The organism is Escherichia sp. MOD1-EC4550 (assembly GCF_963876935.1).
In the GTDB taxonomy this organism is placed as follows: Bacteria; Pseudomonadota; Gammaproteobacteria; order Enterobacterales; family Enterobacteriaceae; genus Escherichia; species Escherichia coli_F.
This window is the reverse complement of record NZ_CAWNSE010000015.1, coordinates 187,563-201,985: the sequence shown is the minus strand read 5'-3', so window position 1 is coordinate 201,985 and position 14,423 is coordinate 187,563. Positions and strand designations below refer to the sequence as shown.

Below are 14,423 nucleotides of genomic sequence, written 5' to 3'. Positions count from 1 at the left end.
ATAACGGCAGATGGCAGAACATGGCGCGCTGGCGACCCTGAAAGATCTGGCAGAAAAAGAGGTAGAAGATGCCGCGCGCCTGCTGGGTGAAATGCGTCGCGGATGCCAGCAGGCAGAGGAACAACTCAAAATGCTGATCGATTATCAGAATGAATATCGCAATAACCTCAACAGCGATATGAGTGCCGGGATGACCAGTAACCGCTGGATCAACTATCAGCAGTTTATCCAGACGCTGGAAAAAGCCATTACTCAGCATCGCCAGCAACTTAATCAGTGGACGCAGAAAGTAGACATTGCCCTGAACAGCTGGCGAGAAAAGAAACAACGTTTGCAGGCCTGGCAGACACTGCAGGAACGGCAATCCACGGCGGCACTGCTTGCAGAAAACCGTCTCGATCAGAAAAAGATGGATGAGTTCGCCCAACGTGCCACCATGAGGAAACCCGAATGATTCGCTTAGCGCCCGTGATTACCGCTGACGTTGACACCGCCATATTGCCCGGCGGTAAAGCCAGCGATGCTGCACAAGATTTTCTCGCATTGTTGAGTGGAGCAATAGCAGGTGAAACAACAACCGACAAAGCGGCCCCTCAGTTGCTGGTGGCAACAGATAAACCCACAACAAAAGGTGAGCCGCTGGTTAGCGATATTCTTTCCGATGTGCAACAAGCGGATTTACTGATCCCTGAGGATGAAATACCGCCTGTCATCAACGACGAACAATCCACATCAACACCGTTAACCACCGCTCAGACGATGACGTTGGCTGCGGTGGCTGACAAAAATACGACAAAAGACGAAAAAGCAGATGAGCTTAATGAAGACGTCACCGCAAGCCTGAGCGCCCTTTTTGCGATGTTGCCGGGTTTTGACAATACGCCCAAAGTGGCTGATGCGCCGTCAACCGTGTTACCGACAGAGAAACCAACTCTCTACACAAAACTGACTACGGCGCAATTCACAACCGCACAGCCTGATGACGCCCCTGACGCGCAAGCTCAGCCAGTAACACCGCTGGTAGCAGATGCCCAGAGTAAAGCGGAAGTCATCAGCACACCTTCGCCGGTGACCGCTGCCGTCAGCCCGCTCATCACTCCGCACCAGACACAGCCGATGCCCACCGTCGCAGCACCTGTTTTGAGTGCGCCGCTGGGTTCTCACGAATGGCAACAATCATTAAGCCAGCATATTTCGCTGTTTACCCGCCAGGGGCAACAAAGTGCAGAGTTGCGTCTGCACCCGCAGGATTTAGGTGAAGTACAAATCTCCCTCAAAGTGGATGATAGCCAGGCGCAAATCCAGATGGTGTCACCGCATCAGCACGTACGCGCCGCGCTGGAAGCTGCGCTACCGGTACTGCGTACGCAGCTGGCAGAAAGTGGCATTCAGTTAGGGCAAAGCAACATCAGTGGCGAAAGCTTTAGTGGTCAGCAACAGGCCGCTTCACAGCATCAGCAAAGCCAGCGCACAGCAAATCATGAACCTCTGGCGGGTGAAGACGACGATACGCTACCCGTTCCCGTCTCTTTACAAGGGCGCGTAACAGGCAACAGTGGCGTTGATATTTTCGCCTAACGTCAGAGGTAGCACCGTAATCCGCGTCTTTTCCCCGCTTTGTTGCGTTCAAGACGCAGGATAATTAGCCGATAAGCAGTAGCGACACAGGAAGACCGCAACACATGACTGATTACGCGATAAGCAAGAAAAGCAAGCGATCGCTTTGGATCCCGATTCTGGTATTCATTACCCTCGCGGCCTGTGCCAGCGCAGGTTACAGCTACTGGCATTCGCATCAGGTTGCCGCTGACGACAAAGCGCAGCAGCGCGTCGTGCCCTCCCCGGTCTTCTATGCGCTGGATACCTTTACGGTCAATTTGGGTGATGCGGATCGCGTACTTTATATCGGCATAACTCTGCGGCTAAAAGATGAAGCTACCCGCTCGCGGCTAAGTGAGTATTTGCCGGAAGTCCGTAGCCGTTTGCTGTTACTGTTTTCGCGTCAGGATGCTGCCGTACTGGCGACAGAAAAAGGCAAGAAAAGCCTGATTGCTGAGATTAAAGCCACACTTTCCACCCCGCTTGTTGCCGGGCAACCGAAACAGGATGTCACCGACGTGCTGTATACCGCTTTTATTCTGCGATAACGACATGGGCGATAGTATTCTTTCTCAAGCTGAAATTGATGCGCTGTTGAATGGTGACAGCGAAGTCAAAGACGAACCGACGGCCAGTGTTAACAGCGATAGTGACATTCGTCCGTACGATCCGAATACCCAACGACGGGTTGTACGCGAACGTTTGCAGGCGCTGGAAATCATTAATGAGCGTTTTGCCCGCCATTTCCGTATGGGGCTGTTCAACCTATTGCGCCGTAGCCCGGACATTACCGTCGGGGCCATCCGCATTCAGCCGTACCATGAATTTGCCCGCAACCTGCCGGTGCCGACCAACCTGAACCTAATCCACCTGAAACCGCTACGCGGCACAGGGCTGGTGGTGTTCTCGCCGAGTCTGGTGTTTATCGCCGTGGATAACCTGTTTGGCGGCGATGGACGCTTCCCAACCAAAGTGGAAGGTCGCGAGTTTACCCATACTGAACAGCGCGTCATCAACCGTATGTTGAAGCTGGCGCTGGAAGGCTATAGCGACGCCTGGAAGGCAATTAATCCGCTGGATGTCGAGTACGTGCGTTCGGAAATGCAGGTGAAATTTACCAATATCACCACCTCGCCGAACGACATCGTGGTTAACACACCGTTCCATGTGGAGATTGGCAACCTGACCGGCGAATTTAATATCTGTCTGCCATTCAGCATGATCGAGCCGCTACGGGAATTGTTGGTTAACCCGCCGCTGGAAAACTCACGAAATGAAGATCAGAACTGGCGCGATAACCTGGTGCGTCAGGTGCAGCACTCACAGCTGGAGCTGGTCGCTAACTTTGCCGATATATCGCTGCGTCTGTCGCAAATTTTAAAACTGAAACCCGGCGACGTCCTGCCGATAGAAAAACCCGATCGCATCATCGCCCATGTTGACGGCGTTCCGGTGCTGACCAGCCAGTACGGCACCCTCAACGGCCAGTATGCGTTACGGATTGAACATTTGATTAACCCGATTTTGAATTCTCTGAACGAGGAACAGCCCAAATGAGTGACTTGAATAATCCGGCCGATGATAACAACGGCGCAATGGACGATCTGTGGGCTGAAGCGTTGAGCGAACAAAAATCAACCAGCAGTAAAAGCGCTGCAGACGCGGTATTCCAGCAATTTGGCGGCGGTGATGTCAGCGGAACGTTGCAGGATATCGACCTGATTATGGATATTCCGGTTAAACTGACCGTCGAACTGGGCCGCACGCGGATGACCATCAAAGAGCTGTTGCGCCTGACACAAGGGTCAGTCGTAGCGCTGGACGGCCTGGCAGGCGAACCGCTGGATATTCTGATCAACGGTTATTTAATCGCCCAGGGCGAAGTGGTGGTCGTTGCCGATAAATATGGCGTGCGGATCACCGATATCATTACTCCGTCTGAGCGAATGCGCCGCCTGAGCCGTTAGCGATGAATAACCACGCTACTGTGCAACCGTCCGCGCCGGTTTCTGCTGCACCGCTGCTGCAGGTGAGCGGCGCACTGATCGCCATTATTGCCCTGATCCTCGCTGCTGCCTGGCTGGTAAAACGGCTGGGATTTGCCCCCAAACGAACTGGCGTTAACGGTCTGAAAATTAGCGCCAGTGCTTCGCTGGGCGCCCGTGAAAGGGTCGTGGTGGTCGATGTGGAAGATGCACGCCTGGTGCTCGGCGTTACCGCAGGGCAAATCAATCTGCTGCATAAACTTCCCCCTTCTGCGCCAACGGAAGAGATACCGCAGACCGATTTTCAGTCGGTCATGAAAAACTTGCTTAAGCGTAGCGGGAGATCCTGATGCGTCGTTTGTTGTCTGTCGCACCTGTTCTTCTCTGGCTGGTTACCCCCCTCGCCTTCGCACAACTGCCGGGTATCACCAGTCAGCCGCTGCCTGGCGGTGGACAAAGTTGGTCCCTCCCGGTGCAGACGCTGGTGTTCATTACCTCGTTGACGTTTATTCCAGCGATTTTACTGATGATGACCAGTTTCACCCGTATCATCATTGTTTTTGGATTATTGCGAAACGCGCTGGGCACGCCCTCCGCACCACCCAACCAGGTATTGCTTGGGCTGGCACTGTTTTTGACCTTTTTTATAATGTCGCCGGTGATCGACAAAATTTATGTCGATGCATACCAGCCGTTCAGCGAAGAGAAAATCTCAATGCAGGAGGCGCTGGAAAAAGGGGCGCAGCCGCTGCGTGAGTTTATGCTGCGTCAGACCCGCGAGGCAGATTTAGGGTTGTTTGCCAGACTGGCGAATACCGGCCCGTTGCAGGGACCTGAAGCCGTGCCAATGCGCATTTTGCTCCCGGCCTACGTGACCAGCGAGCTGAAAACCGCATTTCAGATAGGCTTCACGATTTTCATTCCTTTTTTGATTATCGACCTCGTGATTGCCAGCGTACTGATGGCATTGGGGATGATGATGGTGCCCCCGGCCACCATTGCTCTGCCCTTTAAACTGATGCTGTTTGTACTGGTGGATGGCTGGCAATTGCTGGTCGGTTCGCTGGCGCAGAGCTTTTACAGCTAGAGAGGCAAAATGACACCTGAATCGGTCATGATGATGGGGACTGAAGCGATGAAAGTCGCGCTGGCGCTGGCTGCCCCGCTGTTGCTGGTGGCGTTGGTCACGGGCCTTATCATCAGTATTTTGCAGGCCGCCACGCAGATTAATGAAATGACGCTGTCGTTTATTCCGAAAATCATCGCCGTATTTATCGCCATTATTATTGCTGGACCGTGGATGCTCAATCTGTTGCTGGATTACGTCCGCACCTTGTTCACTAACCTGCCGTATATCATCGGGTAGCCCGTACAATGTTGCAGGTGACAAGCGATCAATGGCTTTCCTGGCTAAGTCTGTACTTCTGGCCGTTACTACGCGTGCTGGCGCTTATTTCTACCGCGCCAATTCTGAGCGAACGCAGCGTGCCGAAACGGGTAAAACTGGGTCTGGCAATGATGATCACGTTCGCCATTGCCCCATCATTACCTGCCAACGATGTTCCTGTTTTTTCGTTCTTTGCTCTGTGGCTGGCCGTGCAGCAGATCCTGATCGGCATTGCGCTTGGTTTTACCATGCAGTTTGCCTTTGCCGCTGTACGAACGGCTGGCGAAATTATCGGTCTGCAAATGGGGCTGTCATTTGCGACGTTTGTCGATCCGGGCAGCCATCTCAATATGCCCGTTTTAGCACGCATCATGGATATGCTGGCGTTACTGCTGTTCCTGACATTTAACGGTCATTTATGGCTGATTTCACTGCTGGTGGATACCTTTCACACCCTGCCTATTGGTGGCGAGCCGCTGAATAGCAATGCGTTTCTGGCACTCACCAAAGCAGGGAGTTTGATTTTCCTCAATGGACTGATGCTGGCGTTACCACTCATTACTCTGCTGCTGACACTGAATCTGGCATTAGGTTTACTGAATCGTATGGCCCCGCAATTATCCATTTTTGTTATTGGATTTCCATTAACTCTGACTGTCGGTATCTCATTAATGGCGGCATTAATGCCTTTAATTGCGCCTTTTTGCGAACATTTATTCAGTGAAATTTTTAATTTGCTGGCAGATATTATCAGCGAATTACCTGTAATATGATTCCCTAATGTTTATCTTGTTATCCTAAGGATTATCTGAAAAATAATACCCACGAACATCTTCCAGGATACTCCTGTGGCGAAATATTTGTTTTAACCTCACTCACATATCGCAACATTTACTTTACTTTAAGACAATTCCAGGCAAATTATACAACACTTTACGGGATAGTAAGTCCGCCTGAAAAATCGCGAGAGTGGCGCATTAGGTGACCCATGTTGTTCCGTTTAGTCATGATGAAATATTCAGGTAAGGGGAATTATCGTTACGCATTGAGTGAGGGTATGCCATGTCAACGATTATTATGGATTTATGTAGTTACACCCGACTAGGTTTAACCGGGTATCTGTTGAGCAGAGGGGTTAAAAAAAGAGAAATCAACGACATTGAAACCGTTGATGACCTTGCCATAGCTTGTGATTCACAGCGCCCTTCAGTGGTGTTTATTAATGAGGACTGTTTCATCCACGATGCTTCTAACAGTCAGCGTATCAAGCTCATCATTAATCAACATCCCAATACGTTATTTATCGTTTTTATGGCAATTGCCAATGTTCATTTTGATGAATATCTATTGGTCAGAAAAAATTTATTGATCAGTTCTAAATCGATTAAACCGGAATCTCTCGACGATATCCTTGGCGATATTCTGAAAAAAGAGACAACGATAACCTCGTTTTTAAATATGCCGACGTTATCATTGAGCCGAACCGAATCGAGTATGTTGCGAATGTGGATGGCAGGTCAGGGAACCATTCAAATCTCCGACCAAATGAATATCAAAGCCAAGACCGTTTCATCGCATAAAGGTAATATTAAACGTAAGATCAAAACGCATAATAAACAGGTTATCTACCATGTCGTCCGACTGACGGATAATGTGACTAATGGTATTTTTGTCAACATGCGCTAACACATTCTGACTGGTGGTTTCCCACCAGTCAGGCTGAATTAGATTACTCTGCTTTCTCCACAAAGATACCGTCCTGATGCCCTGCTTCATTAAAGAACCAGATGCCGAGCGGGTAGTCTTCCAGCGAAACCAGGTACATTGTGCCTTCACTAAACTCCTCAACTGCCAGTACCACGCCAGGACGACGCGGACCGCCATCCGTTTTGACTGTTACCCGATCATTCACCTTCATCGTTTTCCTCCTGTGGCTTTGTGCCAGTGTAGAACAATTTCGTTTTTCTGGCAGCGCCAGGCGCGCGCGAGTGCTGATTTTCTCGACGGTCTATACTTAAGAGATGCCAGGCGGACTTAACGACTGGTGGCAACAACAGAGTAACGGTTGCGAGGAAAGATGATGAAAACCGCAAAAGAGTACAGCGATACCGCAAAACGTGAGGTCAGTGTCGATGTCGATGCCCTGCTGGCGGCGATCAATGAAATTAGCGAAAGCGAAGTTCATCGCAGCCAGCACGATCCTGAACACGTTAGTGTCGATGGACGTGAATATCATACATGGCGTGAATTGGCGGATGCCTTCGAACTGGATATTCATGACTTCAGCGTCTCTGAAGTGAATCGTTGAATGCACAATAAAAAAATCCCGACCCTGAGGGGGTCGGGATTAAACTTGCTTAAGCAAGAAGCACTTAAAAAATTCGTTACACCAGGAAATCTGATGTGTTCATCACCTTATCCGCAATTTTTTTCGCTGACAAGAAAATATTCGTGATATGAATGATTAACGCTACTTATGAATAGAAATGTGACGCGCGTCACCCCTTGGTGGCTCTGGCGTCAACGGGATCGCTCCCGAAAAAATCATCTTTGATAATTTGTGCTGTTTTGAGAATCATCCTGGTAAGGGGAGTACTGCGCAACCATGCTTTCAATTCAACAACCACTACTGGTTTTTAGCGATCTTGATGGCACCCTGCTGGACAGTCATAGTTATGACTGGCAACCGGCCGCCTCCTGGCTCACCCGTTTACGGCAAGCAAATGTTCCTGTCATTCTGTGTAGCAGTAAAACCTCGGCGGAAATGCTGTACTTGCAAAAAACGTTGGGGCTACAAGGTTTACCGCTGATTGCCGAAAATGGCGCAGTGATCCAGCTTGCTGAGCAATGGCAGGATATAGACGGTTTTCCACGCATCATCTCAGGTATTAGCCATGGCGAAATCAGCCAGGTATTAAATACGCTGCGTGAGAAAGAGCATTTTAAATTCACAACTTTTGATGACGTCGACGATGAAACCATCGCCGAATGGACGGGATTAAGCCGTAGCCAGGCGGCACTGACGCAGTTACATGAGGCATCTGTAACGCTTATCTGGCGCGACAGTGACGAGCGGATGGCGCAATTTACCGCCCGTCTGAACGAGCTGGGCTTGCAGTTTATGCAGGGGGCGCGCTTCTGGCACGTACTGGATGCCTCTGCCGGAAAAGATCAGGCCGCAAACTGGATCATCGCGACCTATCAACAATCGTTAGGCAAACGACCAACCACGCTTGGTCTGGGCGATGGGCCAAACGATGCGCCCTTACTGGAGGTAATGGATTACGCGGTGATTGTGAAAGGGCTAAATCGTCAAGGGGTGCATCTGCATCATGAGGATCCGGCCCGCGTCTGGCGAACGCAGCGAGAAGGACCGGAAGGCTGGCGTGAAGGCCTGGACCATTTTCTCTCTGCCCGTTAAGCGTTGTCGCTCGCGAACACCCGATTGCGCCCTGCCTGTTTAGCGAGATAAAGCCGACGGTCAGCCAGTGACTGGAGTTGTTCAAAATCATAATCACCTGTTTCCTCGCTGCTGCTTACCCCCAGCGAGGCACTAATGCGTATCGTCGTACTCTTGGCGATCAACATCTCTTTTTCATTTAACTTCAGGCGAATACGTTCTGCAACTTCCGCGGCCTGCGCCAGATTCGCCCCTGGCAGAATCACACAAAATTCCTCGCCACCGACCCGCCCGGCAACATCCAGAGCACGCAAGGAACTGCTAATTAACCCGGCAGCATGAGAAAGCACGCGGTCGCCCGCCTGATGACCAAAGCGGTCATTAATCGCTTTAAAATGGTTAAGGTCGACCTGAATGACAGAAAAAGGATGTTGGTGTGTCTGACACAATTTAGCAAGCTGACGGGCTTTTTCGAACAGGGCGCCACGGTTATATAAATGGGTTAAGGTGTCGTGCCACGCCTGCCACTGCAACGAGCTTTGCAGAACATACATGTTGCTGACCATCCGGCGAATCACATACCAGGAGATGAGTAACATGGAGGTAAAGAGCGCCCACAGCAGGGTTAATGCAATGCTGATGCTGCCGAAATCGCCGCGCACCCCTTCGCTTAGCGTATGGACGCGCACCAGCACACCGTCAAAGTGATCCAGCCGTTCCCAGCTAACATAGCGACTGTTCATACGAATGCCGCCCCGCGTGTCATGTTCCATTGCCTGCGCCAGCAAGGCCAGTTCACGAGGATCAAAAATATTCCCTGTTGAATGGTCAGGATTGGAAGAGGTCAATAATCTCAGCTTACTGTCATAGAGCTGATACTCACCGTCGAGGTTTTTATCGATGGCGTTTTGTAGAAATTGTTGCATGGTACGTACAGGAATATTCATCCCCAGCACGCCATACCAGTAGTTATTACTGTCTACCGGAACACTGACGGTAACCTGAGGTTCAGTATTGCTGGCGTGTTCTGACTGCGAGGTGAACCAACGTACCGCGCGTTGACGATTTTCTCGTTGAGAATGACCGATAAACCAGGGTTGGGTGACATAGCCGTAATAACGCGTTGGTACATTGCGCGTAAACAAGGTCGGCTGCGTCGAAACGTAAAATCCGGCACGCGAGACATACATAGCTTGTTCGACCATCGACGAGGAATTGTGCGCCAGTCGTAGCAAGTAACCAACCTCCAACGCAGCAGTAACTTCATTGTCGAGGCTTTCATTTTCGCGAGACAGGAGATTTCCCTCGCTGACTAATGCATCCGAAACGCCATTGACTGGCAGGGTGCGTCGTCGGTTGAGTTCGATTTGCCAGGCGTGATCGTCGCGACGCTGTTCGAACTCCGTTACGGCATTACGCAAAGAGGTAAAATCCAGTGGCGCTACGAGAGCTTCGCGCATGCCATTACGCAAAAAGATCAGTTTGTCGACGTTATACTGCAGATGCTTATCGAGCGCGTTAGCTACGTTTTCCAGATGATTACGCTGGCTGGAGATATAGGCATCTTCCAGAACCACCACTTCACGCCAGGTGAGCAAGGTGGAAAAAAGCAGCACTACGATAAAGCAGAGATTAACGACATGACCAGGCCCCAGGCGGCGCGCAAGTTTTTTCAACCAGCTCTGGTTTTCCATTTTTGTCTCGTGCTGCACCCTGACGACTCCCAACCTGCTTTTTTATGATTCTGGCATAACCTGGCGATAGCGTACCGCAAAACAGTCATAATTTTATAATGGTGACATAACAAGACGCGACAATCATTCATTGCAGGCATTGGCACATCAGGCCGGATGTGATCCGGCCTGATGTTAATGATACTCTTTCAAACTTCTTCCGCAGGACGACTCCCCTCCCCCGGAACAAGCTCGGTTTCATGAAAAGCTTCCCGCTTGACCCCATAACCGTCATACCAACGACACTCAACCATACCGCTGGAATAGCCGGTGACAATCATCCGCGGGCCGCCCTCTTTAACCGTAACTTCCTCACTAATCATAAAGCTCATACTCGCCTCCTTTTTTCGAGTGAAACTTGTTCACCTTAGTTGAAGATGGCGAATTTTGCATAATAGCCAGTGCGAGTATTAATGTGCCTGACCGCGCATTTTCGCTACCGCTTTCACTCCAAGTACCACAATGCCGCCGATGATAAAACCAAGTATCAGATTTAAAACAGTCGGTAATATCATCGCCACCACTGCACTTTGCTGCCCGGCGAAATGTTCAATGGCGTGATGTAGCGGCGCAATACCATGAACCACAATCCCGCCACCGACGAGGAACATCGCCAACGTGCCGACAATCGATAACGCTTTCATCAGCCAGGGCGCGATAATCAATAACCCTTTACCCAATGCCTGCATCAGCGCGCTGGATTTTTCCGCCAGCCAATACCCCAGGTCATCAATCTTAACAATAACCCCTACCAGCCCGTAGACGCCCACGGTCACTACCAGTGCGATGCCTGAAAGCACCAGCACCTGATTAAGCAACGGCGCTTCTGCCACAATCCCCAGCGTGATGGCGACGATTTCCGCAGACAAAATAAAATCAGTACGAATCGCCCCTTTTATTTTGTCCTTTTCAAACTTCAGCGGATCCTGCGCCGCCAGCTTCTCCAGACGCTGCTGACTCTGCGCCGGATCTTCTTTGTGTTTACGCGCCTCCAGCATATGCAGCACTTTCTCTACCCCTTCAAAGCAGAGAAACGCGCCGCCAATCATCAACAAAGGCGTAATCGCCCACGGGATAAATGCACTGATGATCAGCGCCAGCGGTACCAGAATCACTTTATTGATCAGCGATCCTTTCGCCACTCCCCAGACCACGGGAAGTTCCCGGTTGGCACGCACACCTGAAACTTGTTGTGCATTGAGCGATAAATCATCCCCTAGTACACCGGCGGTTTTCTTCGCCGCCAGTTTGCCCATCACGGAGATATCGTCCAGCAGTGTGGCGATATCATCGAGCAACGTCAGTAAACTACTCCCGGCCAAAAGCATTCCCTCTCATTTTTATTGTTGAAGGGAGTAAGTATGAAGCAAAAACGGCAGCTCTGATACTTGCTTCATAGGTCAACATTTTTTTAACAATCAAGTGCAATTATATCTCTCGCCAGCAGAATGATTTTCACGTTTACTATGAACCACCTTTTTATTTTCACCGTGAGGGATTATGCGTTTCCGCCAGTTGTTACCGCTTTTTGGCGCGCTGTTTGCGTTGTATATCATTTGGGGCTCAACCTATTTTGTCATTCGGATTGGCGTGGAAAGCTGGCCTCCGTTAATGATGGCGGGCGTTCGATTCCTGGCAGCCGGTATTTTATTGCTGGCATTTTTGCTACTGCGCGGACACAAACTCCCCCCGCTATGTCCGCTGCTCAATGCCGCGCTGATTGGCCTGTTATTGCTGGCTGTCGGTAATGGCATGGTAACGGTTGCCGAACATCAAAATGTTCCTTCCGGCATCGCCGCCGTAGTGGTTGCAACCGTGCCCCTCTTTACCCTGTGCTTCAGCCGCCTGTTTGGCATTAAAACGCGCAAACTGGAATGGGTGGGTATCGCCATTGGGCTTGCCGGAATCATCATGCTTAATAGCGGGGGTAATTTAAGCGGCAATCCGTGGGGCGCGATTCTGATTTTAATCGGCTCGATTAGCTGGGCGTTTGGCTCGGTTTACGGTTCGCGCATTACCTTGCCTGTAGGAATGATGGCGGGTGCGATTGAGATGCTGGCGGCAGGCGTGGTGTTAATGATCGCGTCGATGATTGCGGGTGAAAAACTGACGACGATCCCTTCCCTTTCAGGCTTCCTTGCAGTCGGTTATCTGGCGCTGTTTGGTTCGATTATCGCCATCAACGCTTATATGTATTTAATCCGTAATGTCAGTCCAGCTCTCGCCACCAGCTACGCCTACGTTAACCCGGTGGTCGCGGTCTTGCTGGGTACAGGACTGGGCGGCGAAACGCTGTCGAAGATTGAATGGCTGGCGCTGGGCGTGATTGTCTTCGCGGTGGTACTGGTCACGTTGGGAAAATATCTCTTCCCAGCAAAACCCGTAGTTGCGCCAGTTATTCAGGACGCATCAAGCGAGTAAATGAATCCCCTGCGTGTCGATCTGCGCGCTGGCACCTTCGCCGCAGATCCACTCTTCCAGACGCTCGCTAAGCGCTTCATCCGTCAGCTTCTCGCGCCCACGTAACGCACACTCCCAGACAATCAGTACGCGCCAGCCAAGCGCCTGCAAGCGACTGATATCGCGGCGATCGCGCTCAACATTTTTACCTATCTTCTCCAGCCAGAACTCGGTTCGAGTCGCAGGCACTTTAAACAGATAGCAGTGATGATGGTGCCAGAAGCAGCCGTGGGCAAATATCACGCAGCGATATTCATCAAGAACAAAATCCGGGCGTCCGGGCAAACTGGCGTCCTGAACGCGAAACGCCAGTCCCTGCCCGGTTAACAAACTGGCGAGGCGCTTCTCAATCGCCGTATCGCGCGTGGCAATTGCGCGCATATTTTTGCTGCGTGTAGCCTTATCGTGAACGTCGGCCATGTTTTGCTTCCTGCTGACGCAACGCCACTGCCTGTTTGATTTTTGGCTCAAGCAGTTTTGCCACCGCGGCAAAGACCGGCACGACCACCGAGTTACCGAACTGGCGATAGGCCTGAGTGTCCGAAACCGGAATGCGAAATTTCGCTTCTCCTGGTACTTCAAAGCCCATTAAGCGCGCACATTCACGAGGCGTTAACCGACGTGGGCGGTGTTGCTGGTTCTGCGGATCGTCAAAGTCTTTCTCACCCGTGGCTATATCCCAGCCGCGATCAATTAAAATTTCCGCGCCATCTTTGTAATAACGAGCAGAAAGCGTACGCGTGACGCTTTGCGGATTGTTCGGATAAACCATTCCATAACCGAAGCCGTTACCGCGCGCCTGATGTTTTTTCGCATAACGATAGAGGTACTTCCACAGAACCGGCGTCAGGATATATTTCGCCTCAACCATCGGGTCCAGCAACTGCGCCAGTGTCACTCGCTGTGCAGGGAAACATTTGCTGATCTCACGCAGGGTAAAATCGGCTTTCAGATTCAGGTCGCGACGAAAACCCACCAGCACGATGCGTTCACGGTGCTGCGGAAGGAAATGTTTACCGTCAATGATTTTCGGATCGTCCGGGCCATTATCTTCTGCGTCTGCCACGTCATAGCCCAGTTCGTCCAACGTCTGCATGATGATACGGAACGTTTTCCCCTGGTCGTGGCTTTTCAGGTTTTTGACGTTTTCGAGCACAAAAATCGCCGGGCGACGCGCGTCGATAATACGCACCACATCGAAGAACAGCGTGCCCTGGGTATCACAGGCAAAACCGTGCGCTCGTCCGAGTGAGTTCTTTTTCGATACGCCAGCCAGAGAAAACGGCTGACAAGGAAAACCGGCCAGTAAAACATCGTGCTCAGGAATATGTTGACGGATATGTTCCGCCGCCGCGTCATCACCTATACCCTCTTTGTGGCTGAGAGTGATGTCGCGAATATCTTCATTAAAGTGATGCGCCGCCGGGTCGCAATAATAGTTGGCTTTATAAGTGCGTACCGCATGTTTGTTCCATTCGCTGGTAAACACGCACTGCCCACCAATCGATTCAAAACCGCGACGAATACCACCAATCCCGGCAAATAGATCGATAAAGCGAAACGCATAATGCGGATGATGTGCCGGTGGAATGGGTAACAACGTTTGCAGATGGGCGAACTCTTTCTCACTTAAACGGTGCCATGCTGAGTCATTCGCCAGCGCACGTTTTAAAATTGCCGCGCTCCAGTGATTCTCACCCACACCATTAAGATGCGCCACCAGCGTTTTGACATCATAAATTTGCAGCAGTTGCTCCAGCATTGCCTGTGCGGCATTCCCGGTGCTGTATGAATCGGTTACTGATATATTTTCCTGCATAGATTTAACCGGCCATCTGAGATGGCCGACAGGTTAACAT

Annotated in this window: 19 protein-coding genes; 13 read left to right on the top strand and 6 right to left on the bottom strand. The window is 50.9% G+C overall.

The genetic code is table 11. From position 1 onward, the window contains the following. The first annotated feature begins 10 nt into the window (after positions 1–10). From fliJ to rcsA, 10 genes are all read left to right on the top strand, one after another. A complete protein-coding gene (gene fliJ, locus AACU19_RS12625; RefSeq protein ID WP_000807585.1) occupies positions 11–454 on the top strand; it encodes a flagellar export protein FliJ in 444 nt (147 codons plus the stop codon). After that, positions 451–1,578 carry a flagellar hook-length control protein FliK gene (locus tag AACU19_RS12620; RefSeq protein WP_105278977.1) on the top strand — a complete coding sequence of 376 codons (1,128 nt, stop codon included), beginning with the start codon at positions 451–453 and terminating at the stop codon, positions 1,576–1,578. Before fliJ ends, AACU19_RS12620 begins: the two co-directional genes overlap by 4 nt. 104 nt (positions 1,579–1,682) lie before the next feature. Next, positions 1,683–2,147, top strand: coding sequence for a flagellar basal body-associated protein FliL (gene fliL, locus AACU19_RS12615; protein WP_072645584.1), 465 nt, complete (start codon positions 1,683–1,685; stop codon positions 2,145–2,147). Positions 2,148–2,151: 4 nt separating this feature from the next. Further along, positions 2,152–3,156, top strand: coding sequence for a flagellar motor switch protein FliM (gene fliM, locus AACU19_RS12610; RefSeq protein WP_024212254.1), 1,005 nt, complete (start codon positions 2,152–2,154; stop codon positions 3,154–3,156). Then, positions 3,153–3,566 carry a flagellar motor switch protein FliN gene (fliN, locus tag AACU19_RS12605; protein ID WP_001281692.1) on the top strand — a complete coding sequence of 138 codons (414 nt, stop codon included), beginning with the start codon at positions 3,153–3,155 and terminating at the stop codon, positions 3,564–3,566. Before fliM ends, fliN begins: the two co-directional genes overlap by 4 nt. Before the next feature lie 2 nt (positions 3,567–3,568). Next, the gene (gene fliO, locus AACU19_RS12600; protein ID WP_001059107.1) at positions 3,569–3,934 is read left to right on the top strand and encodes a flagellar biosynthetic protein FliO; all 366 of its coding nucleotides are present in this window, start codon (positions 3,569–3,571) and stop codon (positions 3,932–3,934) included. Continuing rightward, positions 3,934–4,671 carry a flagellar type III secretion system pore protein FliP gene (fliP, locus tag AACU19_RS12595; RefSeq protein WP_001253450.1) on the top strand — a complete coding sequence of 246 codons (738 nt, stop codon included), beginning with the start codon at positions 3,934–3,936 and terminating at the stop codon, positions 4,669–4,671. The genes fliO and fliP overlap by 1 nt, the downstream gene beginning before the upstream one ends. Before the next feature lie 9 nt (positions 4,672–4,680). Beyond that, entirely contained in the window at positions 4,681–4,950 is a 270-nt protein-coding gene (fliQ, locus tag AACU19_RS12590) for a flagellar biosynthesis protein FliQ (RefSeq protein ID WP_000187358.1), read from the top strand. Positions 4,951–4,958: 8 nt separating this feature from the next. Next, positions 4,959–5,744: a flagellar biosynthetic protein FliR gene (gene fliR / locus AACU19_RS12585; RefSeq protein ID WP_000942317.1), complete on the top strand. Its 786-nt coding sequence runs from the start codon at positions 4,959–4,961 to the stop codon at positions 5,742–5,744. Positions 5,745–6,033: 289 nt separating this feature from the next. Then, positions 6,034–6,657 (top strand): transcriptional regulator RcsA, encoded by a 624-nt coding sequence (gene rcsA, locus AACU19_RS12580; RefSeq protein ID WP_000104001.1) that lies wholly within the window; start codon positions 6,034–6,036, stop codon positions 6,655–6,657. Between the two features lie 43 nt (positions 6,658–6,700). On the opposite strand, the gene dsrB is transcribed toward rcsA, so the two are convergent. Beyond that, positions 6,701–6,889, bottom strand: coding sequence for a protein DsrB (gene dsrB / locus AACU19_RS12575; RefSeq protein WP_000867217.1), 189 nt, complete (start codon positions 6,887–6,889; stop codon positions 6,701–6,703). A gap of 162 nt (positions 6,890–7,051) precedes the next feature. On the opposite strand from dsrB, the gene yodD reads away from it, so the two are divergent. Beyond that, complete coding sequence (gene yodD / locus AACU19_RS12570) at positions 7,052–7,279, top strand: peroxide/acid resistance protein YodD (RefSeq protein ID WP_001353131.1); 228 nt, start codon at positions 7,052–7,054, stop codon at positions 7,277–7,279. Between the two features lie 297 nt (positions 7,280–7,576). Further along, positions 7,577–8,392, top strand: coding sequence for a mannosyl-3-phosphoglycerate phosphatase-related protein (locus AACU19_RS12565; protein WP_105278976.1), 816 nt, complete (start codon positions 7,577–7,579; stop codon positions 8,390–8,392). On the opposite strand, the gene dgcQ is transcribed toward AACU19_RS12565, so the two are convergent. The 3 genes from dgcQ to AACU19_RS12550 all read right to left on the bottom strand — a co-directional run bounded on the left by dgcQ (position 8,389) and on the right by AACU19_RS12550 (position 11,432). Then, positions 8,389–10,083: a cellulose biosynthesis regulator diguanylate cyclase DgcQ gene (dgcQ, locus tag AACU19_RS12560; protein WP_105278975.1), complete on the bottom strand. Its 1,695-nt coding sequence runs from the start codon at positions 10,081–10,083 to the stop codon at positions 8,389–8,391. The genes AACU19_RS12565 and dgcQ overlap by 4 nt on opposite strands. Positions 10,084–10,253: 170 nt before the next feature. Further along, the gene (locus AACU19_RS12555; RefSeq protein ID WP_000009244.1) at positions 10,254–10,436 is read right to left on the bottom strand and encodes a YodC family protein; all 183 of its coding nucleotides are present in this window, start codon (positions 10,434–10,436) and stop codon (positions 10,254–10,256) included. A gap of 78 nt (positions 10,437–10,514) precedes the next feature. Beyond that, positions 10,515–11,432: a DUF808 domain-containing protein gene (locus AACU19_RS12550; RefSeq protein WP_000922683.1), complete on the bottom strand. Its 918-nt coding sequence runs from the start codon at positions 11,430–11,432 to the stop codon at positions 10,515–10,517. A 172-nt stretch (positions 11,433–11,604) separates the two neighbouring features. On the opposite strand from AACU19_RS12550, the gene yedA reads away from it, so the two are divergent. Beyond that, positions 11,605–12,525, top strand: a complete 921-nt coding sequence (gene yedA, locus AACU19_RS12545) for a drug/metabolite exporter YedA (protein WP_105278974.1) — start codon at positions 11,605–11,607, stop codon at positions 12,523–12,525. Here yedA and vsr read toward each other — a convergent pair. Then, positions 12,514–12,984, bottom strand: coding sequence for a VSPR family DNA mismatch endonuclease (gene vsr, locus AACU19_RS12540; protein WP_000785990.1), 471 nt, complete (start codon positions 12,982–12,984; stop codon positions 12,514–12,516). The two genes, yedA and vsr, sit on opposite strands and share 12 nt — an antisense overlap. Next, positions 12,965–14,383: a DNA-cytosine methyltransferase gene (dcm, locus tag AACU19_RS12535; protein WP_105278973.1), complete on the bottom strand. Its 1,419-nt coding sequence runs from the start codon at positions 14,381–14,383 to the stop codon at positions 12,965–12,967. The genes vsr and dcm overlap by 20 nt, the downstream gene beginning before the upstream one ends. Between the last annotated feature and the right edge of the window lie 40 nt (positions 14,384–14,423).